Genomic DNA, 15354 nt, shown 5'->3' on the forward strand with positions numbered 1-15354 from the left:
AATCGTGCGCGCCAATTCTGTGCCGGTCCCACGACCACTGCCTGGCACAACGCTCACCTAACGGGCATCCCGCCTTACCGCCCGGTGGCGAAGCTCACGCCGGACGGCGAGCACGACGACGGACGGGTCCGGCCCGCGCTGCTCGCGCGGGCCGGACCCGTCGTCCGTACGTGTGTCGTGCCGCGGCCGCCGCTACAGGTACGGGCCGCCCGAGCGGCCGCCCGCGCGCGGGTCCTCGTCCTCGTCACCGCCGCCGACGCCCGGCGGCAGCGCGCGGCGCATCTGCTCCAGCTGGGCCCGCGCCGCCATCTGCTGGGCGAACAGCGTGGTCTGGATGCCGTGGAACAGGCCCTCCAGCCAGCCCACCAGCTGGGCCTGCGCGATGCGCAGCTCCGCGTCGGTCGGCGTCGCGTCGTCCGTGAAGGGCAGGGAGAGCCGCTCCAGCTCCTCGACGAGCTCGGGCGCGAGCCCGTCCTCCAGTTCCTTGACGGAGCTGGCGTGGATCTCCTTGAGCCGCTGCCGGCTCGCCTCGTCCAGCGGCGCCACGCGCACTTCCTCGAGCAGCTGCTTGATCATGCTGCCGATCCGCATCACCTTGGCGGGCTGTTCCACCATCTCCGTCACCGGGACCTCGCGGGAGCCGTCGTCTGAGCCGCCACCCAGAGCCATTCCGTCCTGGCCCACGACCAAGATCTGCGGGTTCTCCGGCGACTGTTCGTTCCTCGGCATCTCCATGCCGCCATTCTCTCGCACCGAGCACTCACATGACCGTGGTGCCCCCGTTACGGATTGATCCACCGCCCGGCCCGGCCCCACATCCGGCGTGCCTGTTTTATCCACTTATGTGAGTCTTGGGGCAGATTCCAGGTCGTGCGGCGGAAGGGGCAGGGCATGCGGCGGCTTCGGTGGGCGGCCGGCACGCTGGCCGTGCTGCTCGTGGTGCCGGTGGTGCTGGGGTGGGTCGCCTACGCGGCCGAGCCCTCGCCGCACGGATCCCTCGCCGGCAGCCGGGCGGGGGTGGGCCGGACACCGCCCGGCCGGGAGCTGCCCGCGCCGCGGGAGTCCGAGCCCGTGCCGCCGCCCACTTCCGAGCCGGCCGCGACCCCCGCGCCGCGCGACACCGAGCGGCCCGCCGCCGCACGGCAGACCCTCGTGCGGCGGGAACTCGGCGGGCCGCTCGTCGACGTGCTGCCGCTGGGCGCGGGCCTGCTGCTGACCGGGCTCGGGCTCGGCTTCCTGGCGCTGCGGCTGCGCCGCTGACCGGGCCCGGACGGGCCCGGCCGCTACGCGTTCGTCAGCAGCACCTTGCCGATGTGGCCCGACTCCTCCAGGATCCGGTGGCCCTGCGCGGCGTCGCTCATCGGCAGCGTGCGGTCCACGATCGGCCGTACGTGCCCGCCCTCGATCAGCGGCCACACGTGCTCGCGGACCGCCGCGACGACGGCCGCCTTCTCCGCGAGCGGGCGGGCCCGCAGCGTGGTCGCCGTGATGGCGCCGCGCTTGCCGAGCAGCGCGGCGATGTTCAGCTCGCCCTGGACGCCGCCCTGCATGCCGATGATGGCGAGCCGCCCGTTGACGGCGAGGGCGTCGACGTTGCGGTTCAGGTACTTGGCGCCCATGTTGTCGAGGATGACGTCGGCGCCCGCGCCCGCCGTGTTCTCGCGGATCTCCTCGACGAAGTCCTGCTCGCGGTAGTTGATGAGGATGTCCGCGCCCAGCTCGGCGCAGAAGTCCAGCTTCTCCTTGGTGCCCGCGGTCACCGCGACCTTGGCGCCGACGGCCTTCGCGAGCTGGATCGCCATGGTGCCGATACCGCTGGACCCGCCGTGCACCAGGAAGGTCTCCCCCGGACGCAGGTGGGCGATCATGAAGACGTTCGACCAGACGGTGCAGGTCACCTCGGGCAGCGCGGCGGCCGTGACGAGGTCGACGCCGGAGGGCACCGGCAGCAGCTGTCCGGCGGGCACGACGACCTTCTCGGCGTAACCGCCGCCGACGAGCAGCGCGCACACCTCGTCGCCGACCGACCAGCCGCCGACCCCGGGCCCGACCGCGGCGATCCGCCCCGCGCACTCCAGACCGGGGTACGGGGAGGAGCCGGGCGGCGGGCTGTAGAAGCCCTGCCGCTGGAGCAGGTCGGCGCGGTTGACGGCGCTGGAGACGACCTCGACGAGGACCTCGCCCTCGCCGGGCACGGGGTCGGGGACCTCCGTCCAGACGAGTGCCTCGGGTCCGCCGGGTTCCGGGATCGTGATCGCATACATGGCCGCGAGGCTACTCCCGTCGCCTACGGCAACGGCTTCGTGTCGGGCACCACCTGCCGGGTGGGCGTCACCCGCGCGATGGTGATCAGGCGGTCGGTGAGCTGGAGGGTGCCGACGGCCGGATCGTCGTAGCCGAGCATGCGGTGCCCGCGCACGACGCTGACCACCAGGTCGTCGGTGTCCCGCGGCTTGAGCCCGACCTCGGGCTTGGTCACCGTCCGCTCGACCAGGTCGAGGCCGCTGCCCTTCTGGATCAGGTCCTCCATGACCATGCCCGCGTGCGGGCTGAGCACCGACAGACCGAGCAGCCGGCCCGCCGCGCTGGCGCTGGTGATCACGGCGTCGGCGCCCGACTGGCGCAGCAGCGGCGCGTTCTCCTCCTCGCGCACACAGGCGACGATCTTCGCGGCGCGGTTCAGCTGCCGTGCCGTCAGCGTCACCAGGACCGCGGTGTCGTCGCGCTGGGTGGCGACGATGATCTTCCGCGCCCGCTGCACCTCGGCGCGCAGCAGCACGCTGCTGCGGGTCGCGTCGCCCGTGACGCCCGCGTAGCCGAGGGCGGTGGCGGCCTCGATGGCCTTGCCGCTCGGGTCGACGACCACGACCTGCTCGGGCTTGAGACCGGTGGCGCAGACCGTCTCCACGGCGCTGCGGCCCTTGGTTCCGAAGCCGACGACGACGACGTGGTCACGCAAGGTGGACCTCCAGCGGTTCAGACGCCATTCCTCCCGGGTCCGTTCGGTGAGGACTTCCAGCGTGGTGCCGACCAAGATGATCAGGAAGAGCACGCGCAGCGGCGTGATGACGAAGATGTTGATGAGTCGGGCGAAGTCACTGACCGGCACGATGTCGCCGTAACCGGTGGTGGAGAGGGTGACGGTCGCGTAGTAGAAGGAGTCGAGGAGATCGACCGTGCCGTCGGACGTGTCGTTGTAGCCGCCGCGGTCGGCCCACACGATCATCGCGGTGGCCAGCAGCACGGTCAGCGCCATCAGGACACGGCGGGCGACCTGGCGCAGCGGCCGCTCGACGACCCGCCGGGGCAGTTTCACCCGGTAGGTCGTCGTACGCTCGTCGGCTTGGCGCGCCATGGCGTCATGGCCGGCCAGTTTCACGTGAAACACCCTTCTTCTGCGCGCGAGTTGAGGGCCCCGACGGAAGGGGGCCCGGATATGTGGGAGGTGGCGGTGCGGGGGCCGGCGGTCATCGTGACCCCCAGGACCACGGCAGATCGAGGATCTCGACCTCCTGGCCCTCCTGGGCGCCGCCCGGCGGGATCACCGCGAGGGCGTCGGCGGCGGCGATGCCGCGCAGCATGGCCGGGCCGTTGTAGTGCAGCGGCACCGCCCAGTCGTGCCCGCTGCCCTCGTCCTGCCGTACGGCGACGGGGACCAGCCGGGTGTCGCCCGGATGTCCGTGGACGGGGGTGTGGAGCGGGGCGCTGTACGCCTCCGTGTGCCCGGCCCGGCCGGACAGCTCCCGCAGCAGCGGTTCGGCGAGCGTGAGCAGCCCGGAGACGGCCGCGAGGGGGTTGCCGGGCAGGCCCACAAGGTGCTGCCCCTCCTTGAGGCGGGCGAGCAGCATCGGGTGGCCGGGGCGGACCGCAACCCCGTTCACGAGGAGTTCGGCGTCGACGGCGCGCAGGGTGGGGTGGACGTGGTCGACGGGGCCCGACGCCGTGCCGCCGGTCGTGACGACGAGGTCGGCGGTGGACTTCCGGACCGCCTTGAGGAGCGCCTTCGGATCGTCGCCGAGCCTGCGCACGGCCGTGACCTCGACGCCGAGCGCGCGCAGCCAGTGCGGCAGCATCGGGCCGAGCGCGTCCCGGATCAGGCCGTCGCGGGGGCGTCCCGAGGTCAGCAGTTCGTCGCCCAGGACCAGGACCTCGACCCGGGGGCGGGGCACGACGACCAGTTCGTCGTAACCGGCGGCGGCCGCCAGACCGAGCACCGCCGGGGTGACGGCCGAGCCCGCGGGCAGCAGCGGCTCACCGCTGCGGCACTCCTGGCCGCGCGGCCGGATGTCCTGCCCGTGCGTGACGTCGCGCAACGGGTGCAGCCGGCCCTGGTCGTCCAGATGCCCGTGCTCGGAGCGGATGACGGCGGTGGTGTCCGACGGGATCCGGGCGCCGGTCGCGATCGCCGCCGCCTCCCCGTCGGACAGCGACGGCGGCAGGTCGTGCCCGGCGAGGATCCCCTCGTCCCGGACGTCCCAGGGGCCCGGACCGGCCACGACCCAGCCGTCCATGGCCGACGTGTCGAAGGACGGCAGGTCGGTCAGGGCGGTCAGGGGCACGGCGAGGACGAGCCCCAGGGCCTCGTCGAGCGGAATGCCGGCCGCGCCGGGCGGGATCCGCGCGGGTTCGCCACCGTCGGCCGCGACGGTCCCCGCCGGGGACGACGGTGGCGGCGCGTGGTCGATGAACGGCAACCCGGGGAGCGGCAGTTGGTTCTCGTCCACGGGCACGGGCGCGATGGCGTCCAGCGCGTCGACGGCGGTGGCCTGGACGGGCCTTTCGGTTGTACGGGGATGGGGTGCCGTCGCCGGTGACGCGCCCGGTGCCGGGCGCTGCGCGGCGCCGGCGGTACGGGCCGTGCGGGTCCGGTGCTCGGCCGCCGACCGGCCCGCCTGGGCGGCGGCGCGGCGGGCGGCGGACCAGGACGTTCCCGCGCCGTGGCCGTGCTTGCCGTGGGCAGCGGCGGCGCGCGGGGTGTCGGGGGCCGGGCGGGCGCCGGGCGGCGTCGGCTGCCGGTCGCGGTCCGCGCGGGCGGGAGCGGCGGTCTGCGGAGTGGTGGGGGCGGAGGCCGCCGGGGCGTCGTCGGGCCGGGGCACGCCCCGCCCGCCGTTGGCCAGGGCGAGCGCCTCCTCGACGTCGCCGTCCAGCGGGTCGGCGTGCGCGGCGCGCGCGTGCGGCCCGCTCATCCCGCGTCGCCGGACTCGGCGTCCGCCGCGGCGGCCTCCTCGGCCCACCGGTTGGCGAGCGCGGCGGCCTTGGCGGCGGCCGCGGCCACGGCTTCGGGGCCGCCGCCCGCCCGCCCGGCCGCGTATCCGACGAGGAACGTCGTCAACGGTGCCGCGGGGCGCGCGACCCCGTGCGCGGCGTCACGGGCGAGGTCGAGCAGGACGCCGGTGTCGACGTCCAGGTCGATGCCCAGTTCGTCCTTGGCTGCGGAGATCCATTCATCCAACACGTGCCCATGCTCCCTGATCCGTGATCGGGCGGCGGCGATGTCGTCCCAGGTGTCGCAGTCGAAGGAGGCCGCGGGAGCGACGGGATCGGTGCGGCGGGCGAGCCGCAGATCCCGGGTGAGCAGCCGTAACGGCAGGCCTGTGAGCGCCCCGTGCTCCCGGGTCAGGGCCGTCAGCGTGCGGCGCAGCGGCGCCACCCGATAGGCGGCGACGAGCGGCTGGTCGCGGCCCTCGCCGTCGGTCAGGAGCGCCCCTTCGGCGTCCTGCGCGGCCAGCGTGTCGAGCAGCAGCCGCACGGTGCGCGGCTCCAGGAACGGCAGATCGGCGGAGAGCGCGACGACCGTGTCCGGCCGTGTCCCCGCCGGGCCGTCGAGGGCCCGGACTCCCGCCCCCAGAGCGGCGAGCGGCCCGCCGCCCGGCGGCTCCTCGCGGGCCCAGCGGACGGGGCGCGCGGTCGGCCGCGGCGCGGCCACGACGACGGTGTCCCGGGCCCCGGCGCAGGCGGCGAGGACCCGGTCGAGCAGGGCACGGCCGCCGACCCGCACCCCGGGCTTGTCGGCGCCGCCGAGCCGTCGCGCGGCACCGCCCGCGAGCACGACGGCGTCGTACGCGGGGTCGCTGCGCGGGCCCGGCGGGGCGGCTTCGGTCATCCCCCGAGTATGGGCGCAGAACCGATCATTGCCACCCCGGGGACACCGACTCGGCTCAGCGGGCCCGGTCGGCGGGGTGCCGAGCCGGTCAGAGGGTGCGCAGCAGCACCGCCGGCCGCTCCACACAGTCCGCCACGTACCGCAGGAAACCGCCCGCCGTGCCGCCGTCGCAGACCCGGTGGTCGAAGGTGAGGGAGAGCTGGACGACCTGGCGGACCGCCAGCTCCCCTTCGTGGACCCAGGGTTTGGCCGCGATCCGGCCGACGCCGAGCATGGCCGCCTCGGGGTGGTTGATGATCGGCGTGGAGCCGTCGACCCCGAACACCCCGTAGTTGTTCAACGTGAAGGTGCCGCCGGTGAGTTCCCCCGGCGTCAGGGTTCCGGCCCTGGCCTTGTCGGTGAGCCGCGCGAACTCGGCGCTCAGCGACTCGGCGCCGCGCGCGTGGGCGTCCCGTACGACGGGGACGACGAGACCGCGCTCGGTCTGCGCGGCGAACCCGAGATGCACCTCGTCCAGCCGGACGATCTCGCGGCGGGCCGTGTCCACCGTCGCGTTCAGCTCCGGGTAGCGGGCCAGTGCCGCCGTGCAGATCCGGGCGAGCAGTGCCAGGACGGAGATCTTCGGTCCGGCGGACGGACCCGTCGCGGCGTTCATCTCCGCGCGCGCGTGCAGCAGTTCCGTGGCATCGGCGTCCACCCAGCAGGTGGCGTCGGGTATCTCGGTACGGCTGCGGGAGAGCTTGTCGGCGATGGCTCCCCGGATGCCGCGCAGCGGTGTGCGGTGGCCCTGCGGGGCGGTGGGGGGCGACGTCGGGGTCGATGAGGTTGCTGTGTGCTCTGGTGTTTCTGGTGCTGCTGGTGCGGGTGGGGCCGCCGTTGCGGCAGAACCCTCCGTCACGGCTCGCTCCACGTCCGAGCGCAGGATGAGCCCGTCGCGTCCCGAACCCGTCAACTGCCGCAGATCGAGACCGTGTTCCCGCGCCAGCCTGCGCACGAGCGGCGAGATCACGGCGACCGGCCCCGCGGCGGGCTCTGCGCTCGGCTCGGCAATCGGCACGGCAGTCGGCACGGCGGCGGGCTCGGTGCGCCGGGGCGCACGCCGCTCGGGCACTCCGGCCCCGTCCGTCACCGTCGGTCGCACACGCCTGCGACGGGCGGGCGCCGCGCTGGTCCCGTATCCCACCAGCACGTTCCCCGACGCGTCCGGCTTCTCCTCGGCCGGGCCCTCCTTCACCGGCGCGGCGGCACCCTCGGCGCCGACGGCGACCGTCAGCAGCGCGGCCCCGACCGGCAGCTCGGCCCCCTCGTCGCCGAAGCGGGCGGTGACCACGCCCCCGTAGGGACACGGCACCTCGACCATCGCCTTGGCGGTCTCCACCTCCACGACCGGCTGGTCGACGGCGACCACGTCACCGACGCGCACCAGCCAGCTCACGATCGTCGCCTCGGTCAGTCCCTCCCCGAGGTCGGGCAGCTTGAACTCCAGCACCTGCGCCATCAGCCCACCGTCCCTCACCGGACCCCTCGCCGGCCCTGTCACGGGTCCCATGTTCACTGGTCCCACTGCAGTCGCGCCACCGCGTCGAGCACCCGGTCCACGCCGGGCAGGTGGTGCCGCTCCAGCATCGGCGGCGGATACGGGATGTCGAACCCGGCCACCCGCAGCACCGGCGCCTGGAGATGGTGGAAGCACCGCTCGGTGATCCGCGCCGCGATCTCCCCGCCGGGGCCGCCGAAGCCGGTCGACTCGTGCACCACGACCGCCCGCCCGGTGCGCCGCACCGACGCGGCCACCGTGGCGTCGTCGAACGGCACCAGCGAGCGCAGGTCGATCACTTCGAGGTCCCAGCCCTCCGCCTGGGCCGCCTCCGCCGCCTCCAGGCAGACGGGCAGCGACGGTCCGTACGTGATCAGCGTGGCACCGGTCCCGGGGCGGCGGACCACTGCCGTGCCGATCGGTTCAACGTCCGTCGGCCGCTCGGGGTTCCAGGTGTCCTTGCTCCAGTAGAGCCGCTTGGGCTCCAGGAACACCACCGGGTCGTCCGACGCGATCGACTGCCGCAGCAGGCCGTACGCGTCCGCGACCGTGGCCGGGGTGACGACGGTCAGGCCCGGCGTCGCCATGTAGTACGCCTCGGAGGAGTCGCTGTGGTGCTCGACGCCGCCGATGCCGCCGCCGTAGGGGATGCGCACGGTGAGGGGCATCGGCAGGGCGCCGCGCGTGCGGTTGCGCATCCGCGCCACGTGCGAGACCAGCTGCTCGAAGGCGGGGTAGGCGAACGCGTCGAACTGCATCTCCACGACCGGCCGCAGCCCGTACATCGCCATGCCCACCGCGGTGCCGAGAATGCCCGCCTCGGCCAGCGGGGTGTCGGTGCAGCGGTCCTCGCCGAACTCCTTCGCGAGTCCGTCGGTGATCCGGAAGACGCCGCCCAGGGTGCCCACGTCCTCGCCCATGACGTGCACGGACGGGTCCTCGGCCATGGCGTCGCGCAGGGCCCGGCCCAGCGCCTGCGCCATGGTGGCGGGCTTGACCGAGCCGGCCGCCGACGGCTTCGCGACCGTGGTCATGCCTGGCCCCCTTCCGCCTCGGCGTCGAGCTCGGCCCGCAACTGGGCGGCCTGCTCGCGCAGTTGCGGGGTGCGCTCGGCGTACACGTCGCCGAACAGGTCCATCGGGTCGAGCGCCGGGTCCTGGTTCATGCGCTCGCGCAGCCCGGCCGCCATGGTCTCCGCGTCGTCGCGCACGGCCCGGATGCCCGCCTCGTCGATGAGCCCGCGCTCCGTCAGCTCGCGCTCCAGGAGCAGGATCGGGTCGTGCGCCCGCCAGATCTCGACCTCGGCGTCGGTGCGGTAGCGGGTCGCGTCGTCGGCGTTGGTGTGCGCGTCCATGCGGTACGTGACGGCCTCCACCAGCGTCGGACCGTGCCCCTCACGCGCGCGGGCGACCGCGTCGGCAAGCACCTCGTGCATCGCCACCGCGTCGTTCCCGTCGACCAGGCGGCCCGGCATCCCGTACCCGACGGCCTTGTGGGCCAGGGAGGGCGCCGCGGTCTGCTTGGCGAGCGGCACGGAGATGGCGAACCCGTTGTTCTGGACGAGGAAGACGACCGGGGCCCGCCACACGGCGGCGAAGTTCAGCGCCTCGTGGAAGTCGCCCTCGCTGGTGCCGCCGTCGCCCACCATGGCCAGCGCCACCACGTCGTCACCCTTGAGCCGGGCGGCGTGCGCGAGGCCCACGGCGTGCGGCAGCTGGGTGGCCAGCGGCGTGGACAGCGGTGCGATGCGGTGCTCACGCGGGTCGTAACCGGTGTGCCAGTCGCCGCGCAGCAGCGTGAGCGCCTGGACGGGGTCGAGGCCCCGGGCGACGGCGGCGAGGGTGTCGCGATAGCTGGGGAAGAGCCAGTCGCGCTCCTGGAGGACCAGTGCGGCGGCCACCTCGGCCGCCTCCTGGCCGGTCGTGGAGGGGTAGACGGCGAGGCGGCCCTGGCGGGTCAGCGCCGTCGCCTGCGCGTTGTACCGGCGGCCGTGCACCACCTCCGCGTACAGCCGGCGCAGCAGCTCCGGATCGGCCTGCGCGGCGGCGTCGGTGCCCAGGATGCGGTACGGCTCCGCGTCCGGCAGCAGCGGCGCGGGGTCCGTGCGCGGCTGCCAGGCGGGCGGCGGAACCGGTGCGGTGCGGGTGTCCCGCTGTTCCATGACCGTCATGACGACACCTCCTCGTGGGAGCGGTTCGCGGGCGCGTCGGATGTGACCCGCCTCACCTACCGATTGTTCGGTCGTCGGCACATTTTGGCTACAGGCACCTCCAGGCTGTGGACAAACGGTTCTCCACAGCTTGAGATGAATGCAGTACGTCCATGGTAGGGAGGCGGGGGCACATGGCATCTGAACAAATGGCCGACGGCGCCGGGGCCCGCCCCCTGGACTCCATCGACCGCGACATCCTCCAGATGCTGCGGACCGACGGACGCGCCTCGATACGCTCCGTGGCCGAGCGCGTCCATGTGTCACGGGCGAACGCCTACGCGCGGATCAACCGCCTCATCGACGACGGCGTCATCCGCGGCTTCGGCGCCCGCGTCGACCACGAGCGGGCCGGTCAGGGCGCGTCCGCGTACATCACGCTCAAGATCGTCCAGAACACCTGGCGCACGGTCCGCGACCAGCTGCGCCGGATGCCGGAGGCCGCGCACATCGCCCTGGTCAGCGGCGACTTCGACGTCCTGATCCTGGTGCACACCCGCGACAACCGGGCGCTGCGCGAACTGGTCCTCACCAAGCTCCAGGCCATCCCCGAAGTGCTCAGCACGCGCACGCTGCTGGTCTTCGAGGAGGAAACCCTGGAGGTGGGTGCCGTGGGGACCGTGGGAACCGTGGGCGACGCGGGCCCGGCGGACGGCTGAGACCCCGCTCAGCCCTCCTTGCGCAGCCCCTCGAAGACCAGCTTCGCGACGGCCTCGGCGACCTCGGCACTGTCCAGCTCGCCGCGGCCCGGCCGGTACCACTCCACGATGGAGTTGATCATTCCGAAGACGAGCCGGGTCGCGAGGCGCACCTCGATGTCGCCCCGCACATCGCCGTCGGCGGCGGCCGCCTTGAGGAGCTCGGCGACCTGGTGGTCGAACTCCCGGCGCCGCTCCATCGCCCAGCGCTCGGTGGCGGTGTTCCCGCGCACCCGCAACAGCAGGGTCACATACGGCAGTTCGGCGGTCAGCACCTCGACCATGCGCCGGGTGACGTACTCCAGGCGCTCGACCGCACGCCCCTCGCGCGCGGGCGGCTCGTCGAGGATCCCGAAGAGGCCGTCGAGCGCCCGGCTGACGGCACGGCGCAGCAGCTCCTCCTTGCCCGACACATGGTGGTAGATCGACGACTTGGAGATCCCGGCCGCCTTGGACAGGTGCTCCATGGACGTGCCGTCGTAGCCGCGCTCGTTGAACACGGTCACGGCGACCGCGAGCAGGGACTGCGGGGTGTAGGTGTCGCGCCGTGCTGTGGTCACGCGGAGCCCTCCCACTTCTTGGGGTCGTACGAGTGCCTGAGCAGGGCGAGGGACGGTGCGCAGCGCCCGGAGGGGTCCCGGTCGCGCAACTCCTCCAGCAGGCCGCAGGCCCAGCTCCGGCCCAGCTTGCGGCTCCATTCGAAGGGGCCGAGGGGGTAGTTGACGCCGAGCCGCATCGCGGTGTCGATGTCCTCCTCGGTGGCCACCCCGCGCGCGAGGGCGTCGTGCGCCAGGTCGATGATCCGGGCGACCGTACGGGCGACGATCATGCCGGGGACGTCCGCGATGACGCTGACGTCCTTGCCGAGCGCCTGGAAGAGCCCCACGGCCTCGCGCAGGGTGCGCGGATTGCCGTCCTGGCAGGCGGCGAGCGCGATGCGGGTCGCGGAGCGGTAGTCGAGCGCGAGGTCGAAGTAGACGACGTCCCGGTACTCGACGGACGTCTGCCCGTCCGCCTGCACCAGCTGGCCGCCGCCGGGCAGCACGATGCGGGTGCCCTTGTCCTCGTCCTCCTGGGTGACCTCGATGCCCGCCTCGCGCATCATCGCGATCAGCTCGCCCGCGTTCTCCAGATCGCCCTCGACGGTCACGCGCGCGGGCGGTGCGGCCGGGGCGGCGGTGTGCGGTTCGGCCCGGTCGTCGTCCTGGGCGCCGTCCCCGTACGCGTACCAGCCCTGGCCCGACTTGACCCCGAGGCGACCCGCCTCGACGAGCCGGCGCTGGGCCAGTGACGGGCGGAACTTCGCGTCCTGGAAGAAGCCCTCCCACACGGAACGGGTCACCGCCTCGTTCACGTCCTGGCCGATGAGGTCGGTCAGTTCGAAGGCGCCCATCTTGAAGCCGCCGCTCTCGCGCAGCACCGCGTCGATGGTGGCGGGATCGGCGCCCTGCTCCTCGTAGATCGCGAACGCCTCCGCGTAGAAGGGCCGCGCGATCCTGTTGACCAGGAAGCCGGGGGTGTCGGCGCAAGCCACCGGGGTCTTGCCCCAGGCGCGGGCGGTCTCGTACGCGCGCGTGGCGGCGGTGACGTCCGTGGCGTAGCCGGAGACGACCTCGACCAGCGGCATCAGCGGCGCGGGGTTGAAGAAGTGCAGTCCGACGAAGCGTCCGGGCACGCGCAGCGCGCCGCCGATCGCCGTCACGGACAGGGACGAGGTGTTCGTGGCGAGCAGACAGTCGTCGGCGACGATGTCCTCCAGCTCGCGCAACAGCTCCTGCTTGACGTCCAGTCGCTCCAGGACGGCCTCGACGACGAGGGCCGCGGGAGCCAGCTCGTGCAGGGTCTGCGCGGGCTCCAGGCGCGCGACGGCGAGCGTGCGCTCCTCGGCGCCCATGCGCCCCTTCTCGACGAGCCGGTCGAGGCGCGCGGTGATCGACTCGGCGGCCGCGCGGGCGCGGCCCGGTACGGCGTCGTAGAGCCGGACGGGGTGGCCCGCCACGAGCGCGACCTGGGCGATGCCCTGACCCATGGTGCCGGTGCCGACCACGCCGACGAGGCGGTCATGTGCAGTCATGGCGTGATCCTCCCGTACGTGCGTCCGGTCCGGGCCTCCGGGGCTCGATGGGCCGGTTTTCCCCAGCTTTTCACCGCCCCCTTGTCCCGACCGATCGTTCGGTTACTCTAACTCTTGCTGGGCACCGTCGCCCAGCCCCGTACCGCCCGGTCCCAACCGGCCCGCCGGCTCGACGAGGAGCCGGCGCCGAGGAGGAGTTGGTCCGCCATGGCCGCCGCCGAAAGCACCGCGCACGATCTGATCGCCCAGCACCGGCCCACCCTCGACCAGGCGCTGGACACCATCCGCACGCGCGCGTACTGGTCCCCGCACCCCGAGCACCCGAAGGCCTACGGCGGCGAGGGGAGCGGCAGCCTGAGCATGGCCGAGGGCAAGGCCGCCTTCGACGCCCTGCTCGGCACCCGTCTCGACCTCGGGCAGCCCGGCACGGACGACTTCGTCGGCGGTGAAGTCTCGCCGTACGGAATCGAGTTGGGGGTCACGTATCCGCACGCGGACGCGGACGTGCTGCTGCCCGCCATGCGCGCGGGCATGCGCGCGTGGCGGGAGGCGGGCGCCGAGCTGCGGGCCGTGGTGTGCCTGGAGATCCTGGCCCGGATCAGCGCCCGCACGATGGAGTTCGCGCACGCGGTCATGCACACCAGCGGCCAGGCGTTCATGATGGCGTTCCAGGCGGGCGGCCCGCACGCGCAGGACCGCGGCCTGGAGGCGGTGGCGTACGCGTACGCGGAGCAGGTGCGCACCCCGGACGCGGCGCAGTGGTCCAAGCCCCAGGGCAAGCGCGATCCGCTGCGGCTGACCAAGGAGTTCACCCCGGTCGGGCGCGGCGTCGCGCTGCTGATCGGCTGCAACACGTTCCCGACGTGGAACGGCTATCCGGGCCTGTTCGCCTCCCTCGCCACCGGCAACCCGGTCCTGGTGAAGCCCCACCCGCGCGCGGTGCTGCCGCTCGCGCTCACCGTCCAGGCGGCCCGCGAGGTGCTCACCGAGTCGGGCTTCGATCCGAACCTGGTGGCGCTCACCGCCGAGCGGCCCGGCGAGGGCGTCGCGAAGACCCTCGCCGTGCGCCCCGAGATCAGGATCATCGACTACACGGGCTCGACGGCCTTCGGCGACTGGCTGGAGACCCACGCCCGCCAGGCGCAGGTCTACACGGAGAAGGCCGGCGTCAACACGGTCGTCATCGACAGCACGGACGACTACAAGGGCATGCTGGCGAACCTCGCGTTCTCGCTGTCCCTGTACAGCGGCCAGATGTGCACCACCCCGCAGAACCTGCTGGTGCCGCGCGACGGCATCACCACCGACGCCGGACCGAAGTCGTACGACGAGGTGGTCGCGGACCTCGCGGCGGCGGTCGGCGGCCTGCTCGGCGACGACGCGCGGGCGAACGCGCTGCTGGGCGCGCTCGTGAACCCCGACGTGAAGGCCCGCCTGGAGGCAGCGGCGGGACTCGGCGAAGTGGCCCTGCCCTCGCGGGAGGTCGCGAACCCGGAGTTCCCCGACGCCGTGGTGCGCACCCCGGTGATCGTGAAGCTCGACGGCACCAAGCCGGACGCCGAGGCGGCCTATCTCAGCGAGTGCTTCGGCCCGGTCTCCTTCGCGGTCGCCGTGGACTCCACCGGGGACGCGCTGGAGCTGCTGCGGCGCACGGTGCGCGAGAAGGGCGCCATGACGGTCGGCGCGTACACCACCTCCGACGACGTGGCCGAGGCCGTCGAGGAGGTCTGCCTGGAGGAGTGCGCCCAGCTCTCGCTCAACCTGACGGGCGGGGTGTACGTGAACCAGACGGCGGCGTTCTCCGACTTCCACGGCTCGGGCGGCAACCCGGCGGCGAACGCGGCCCTGTGCGACGGCGCCTTCGTGGCGAACCGCTTCCGGGTGGTGGAGGTCCGCCGCGACGGCGCCTGAGCCCTTCAGGGCGCGTGCGTGCTGTGCGCGCTCCAGTGGAAGAGGGTCATGCCGACGCTGGTGGCCAGGTTGTAGCTGGAGACCTGGGGCCGCATCGGCAGCGACACCAGGTGGTCGGCACGCGCGCGCAGGGCGTCCGACAGGCCGCTGCGCTCGGACCCGAAGGCGAGCAGCGCGTCGTCCGGCAGCGTCAGGCCGCGGATGTCGGCGCCCTCGGGATCGAGCGCGTACAGCGGGCCGTCGGGCAGTTCGGCGACGGTCAGCCGCTCCACGGCGGTCGCGAAGTGCAGCCCGGCCCCGCCCCGGACGACGATGGGGTGCCAGGGGTCGAGGCTGCCCGTCGTGGCGACACCGGCCGCCCCGTATCCGGCGGCCAGGCGGATGACGGCGCCCGCGTTGCCGAGGTTGCGCGGCTCGTCGAGGACGATCACCGGGGTGGTGCGTCCCGTACGGCCGATGGCGGCCAGGTTGTCCGCGCGCGCGGGACGCCCGGCGAGCGCGGCGACCCCGGTGGGGTGCAGCCGGGGCACGAGGGCGCGCAGCACGTCGCCCGGCACCTCCACGAGCCGCGCGGCCAGCTCCCCCGCGACATCGGGCGCGAGATCGTCGGCCAGGGCGCGCGCCGCCGCCTTGTCGACGGCGAGCGCCACGGGGACGTCGGCGCCGAAGCGCAGGGCGTGCTTGAGGGCGTGGAACCCGTCGAGGAGCACGGCGCTGTCGGCGGCGCGCCGCCAGGCCCGCACGGCCTCCTCGGCGCCGAGGGCGCCGCCGGCGCCCCGCTGGAGTTCGTCGTGCCCGTCCGCCGTGCTCGCCTTGCTCATG

Annotated in this window: 14 protein-coding genes; 3 read left to right on the plus strand and 11 right to left on the minus strand. The window is 73.7% G+C overall.

Going from position 1 to position 15354, the window contains the following annotated elements; genetic code table 11:
* Positions 1–192 precede the first annotated feature (192 nt).
* Positions 193–735, minus strand: a complete 543-nt coding sequence (locus tag ABII15_RS18890; RefSeq protein WP_353943511.1) for a bacterial proteasome activator family protein — start codon at positions 733–735, stop codon at positions 193–195.
* 156 nt (positions 736–891) lie between these two features.
* Between ABII15_RS18890 and ABII15_RS18895 the strand changes: the two genes are divergently transcribed.
* Positions 892–1260 (plus strand): hypothetical protein, encoded by a 369-nt coding sequence (locus ABII15_RS18895; RefSeq protein WP_353943512.1) that lies wholly within the window; start codon positions 892–894, stop codon positions 1258–1260.
* Between the two features lie 23 nt (positions 1261–1283).
* Here the strand turns inward: ABII15_RS18895 and ABII15_RS18900 are convergent, their stop codons facing one another.
* From ABII15_RS18900 to pdhA, 7 genes are all read right to left on the minus strand, one after another.
* Entirely contained in the window at positions 1284–2264 is a 981-nt protein-coding gene (locus tag ABII15_RS18900) for an NAD(P)H-quinone oxidoreductase (protein ID WP_353943513.1), read from the minus strand.
* A 23-nt stretch (positions 2265–2287) separates the two neighbouring features.
* On the minus strand, positions 2288–3379 hold the full coding sequence (locus ABII15_RS18905) for a potassium channel family protein (RefSeq protein WP_353943514.1): 1092 nt from the start codon (positions 3377–3379) through the stop codon (positions 2288–2290).
* A gap of 88 nt (positions 3380–3467) precedes the next feature.
* Positions 3468–5186, minus strand: a complete 1719-nt coding sequence (locus ABII15_RS18910) for a molybdopterin-binding protein (protein ID WP_353943515.1) — start codon at positions 5184–5186, stop codon at positions 3468–3470.
* On the minus strand, positions 5183–6103 hold the full coding sequence (locus ABII15_RS18915) for an NTP transferase domain-containing protein (RefSeq protein WP_353943516.1): 921 nt from the start codon (positions 6101–6103) through the stop codon (positions 5183–5185). Before ABII15_RS18915 ends, ABII15_RS18910 begins: the two co-directional genes overlap by 4 nt.
* Before the next feature lie 88 nt (positions 6104–6191).
* Positions 6192–7601, minus strand: a complete 1410-nt coding sequence (locus ABII15_RS18920; protein ID WP_353943517.1) for a dihydrolipoamide acetyltransferase family protein — start codon at positions 7599–7601, stop codon at positions 6192–6194.
* A gap of 53 nt (positions 7602–7654) precedes the next feature.
* Complete coding sequence (locus ABII15_RS18925) at positions 7655–8674, minus strand: alpha-ketoacid dehydrogenase subunit beta (RefSeq protein WP_353943518.1); 1020 nt, start codon at positions 8672–8674, stop codon at positions 7655–7657.
* Positions 8671–9810: a pyruvate dehydrogenase (acetyl-transferring) E1 component subunit alpha gene (gene pdhA / locus ABII15_RS18930; RefSeq protein ID WP_353943519.1), complete on the minus strand. Its 1140-nt coding sequence runs from the start codon at positions 9808–9810 to the stop codon at positions 8671–8673. The genes ABII15_RS18925 and pdhA overlap by 4 nt, the downstream gene beginning before the upstream one ends.
* A gap of 173 nt (positions 9811–9983) precedes the next feature.
* Between pdhA and ABII15_RS18935 the strand changes: the two genes are divergently transcribed.
* Entirely contained in the window at positions 9984–10508 is a 525-nt protein-coding gene (locus tag ABII15_RS18935; RefSeq protein ID WP_353943520.1) for an Lrp/AsnC family transcriptional regulator, read from the plus strand.
* An 8-nt stretch (positions 10509–10516) separates the two neighbouring features.
* Here ABII15_RS18935 and ABII15_RS18940 read toward each other — a convergent pair whose 3' ends face one another.
* Both ABII15_RS18940 and ABII15_RS18945 read right to left on the minus strand, forming a co-directional pair.
* Positions 10517–11107 (minus strand): TetR/AcrR family transcriptional regulator, encoded by a 591-nt coding sequence (locus ABII15_RS18940; RefSeq protein ID WP_353943521.1) that lies wholly within the window; start codon positions 11105–11107, stop codon positions 10517–10519.
* Positions 11104–12621: a 3-hydroxyacyl-CoA dehydrogenase gene (locus ABII15_RS18945; protein ID WP_353943522.1), complete on the minus strand. Its 1518-nt coding sequence runs from the start codon at positions 12619–12621 to the stop codon at positions 11104–11106. The genes ABII15_RS18940 and ABII15_RS18945 overlap by 4 nt, the downstream gene beginning before the upstream one ends.
* 207 nt (positions 12622–12828) lie before the next feature.
* On the opposite strand from ABII15_RS18945, the gene paaN reads away from it, so the two are divergent.
* Positions 12829–14532, plus strand: coding sequence for a phenylacetic acid degradation protein PaaN (paaN, locus tag ABII15_RS18950; protein WP_353943523.1), 1704 nt, complete (start codon positions 12829–12831; stop codon positions 14530–14532).
* Positions 14533–14537: 5 nt separating this feature from the next.
* Here paaN and ABII15_RS18955 read toward each other — a convergent pair whose 3' ends face one another.
* A complete protein-coding gene (locus ABII15_RS18955) occupies positions 14538–15353 on the minus strand; it encodes a TrmH family RNA methyltransferase (RefSeq protein ID WP_353943524.1) in 816 nt (271 codons plus the stop codon).
* Between the last annotated feature and the right edge of the window lies 1 nt (position 15354).

Origin of the sequence: Streptomyces sp. HUAS MG91, from assembly GCF_040529335.1 — a bacterium.
Taxonomy (GTDB): domain Bacteria; phylum Actinomycetota; class Actinomycetes; order Streptomycetales; family Streptomycetaceae; genus Streptomyces; species Streptomyces tabacisoli.

What these genes read in the sequence shown, in the direction of transcription:
- ABII15_RS18890 (WP_353943511.1), bottom strand. Translation starts at nt 735, where the DNA reads ATGGAGATGCCGAGGAACGAACAGTCGCCGGAGAACCCGCAGATCTTG.
- ABII15_RS18895 (WP_353943512.1), top strand. Translation starts at nt 892, where the DNA reads ATGCGGCGGCTTCGGTGGGCGGCCGGCACGCTGGCCGTGCTGCTCGTG.
- ABII15_RS18900 (WP_353943513.1), bottom strand. Translation starts at nt 2,264, where the DNA reads ATGTATGCGATCACGATCCCGGAACCCGGCGGACCCGAGGCACTCGTC.
- ABII15_RS18910 (WP_353943515.1), bottom strand. Translation starts at nt 5,186, where the DNA reads ATGAGCGGGCCGCACGCGCGCGCCGCGCACGCCGACCCGCTGGACGGC.
- ABII15_RS18915 (WP_353943516.1), bottom strand. Translation starts at nt 6,103, where the DNA reads ATGACCGAAGCCGCCCCGCCGGGCCCGCGCAGCGACCCCGCGTACGAC.
- ABII15_RS18920 (WP_353943517.1), bottom strand. Translation starts at nt 7,601, where the DNA reads ATGGCGCAGGTGCTGGAGTTCAAGCTGCCCGACCTCGGGGAGGGACTG.
- ABII15_RS18925 (WP_353943518.1), bottom strand. Translation starts at nt 8,674, where the DNA reads ATGACCACGGTCGCGAAGCCGTCGGCGGCCGGCTCGGTCAAGCCCGCC.
- pdhA (WP_353943519.1), bottom strand. Translation starts at nt 9,810, where the DNA reads ATGACGGTCATGGAACAGCGGGACACCCGCACCGCACCGGTTCCGCCG.
- ABII15_RS18935 (WP_353943520.1), top strand. Translation starts at nt 9,984, where the DNA reads ATGGCATCTGAACAAATGGCCGACGGCGCCGGGGCCCGCCCCCTGGAC.
- ABII15_RS18945 (WP_353943522.1), bottom strand. Translation starts at nt 12,621, where the DNA reads ATGACTGCACATGACCGCCTCGTCGGCGTGGTCGGCACCGGCACCATG.
- paaN (WP_353943523.1), top strand. Translation starts at nt 12,829, where the DNA reads ATGGCCGCCGCCGAAAGCACCGCGCACGATCTGATCGCCCAGCACCGG.
- ABII15_RS18955 (WP_353943524.1), bottom strand. Translation starts at nt 15,353, where the DNA reads ATGAGCAAGGCGAGCACGGCGGACGGGCACGACGAACTCCAGCGGGGC.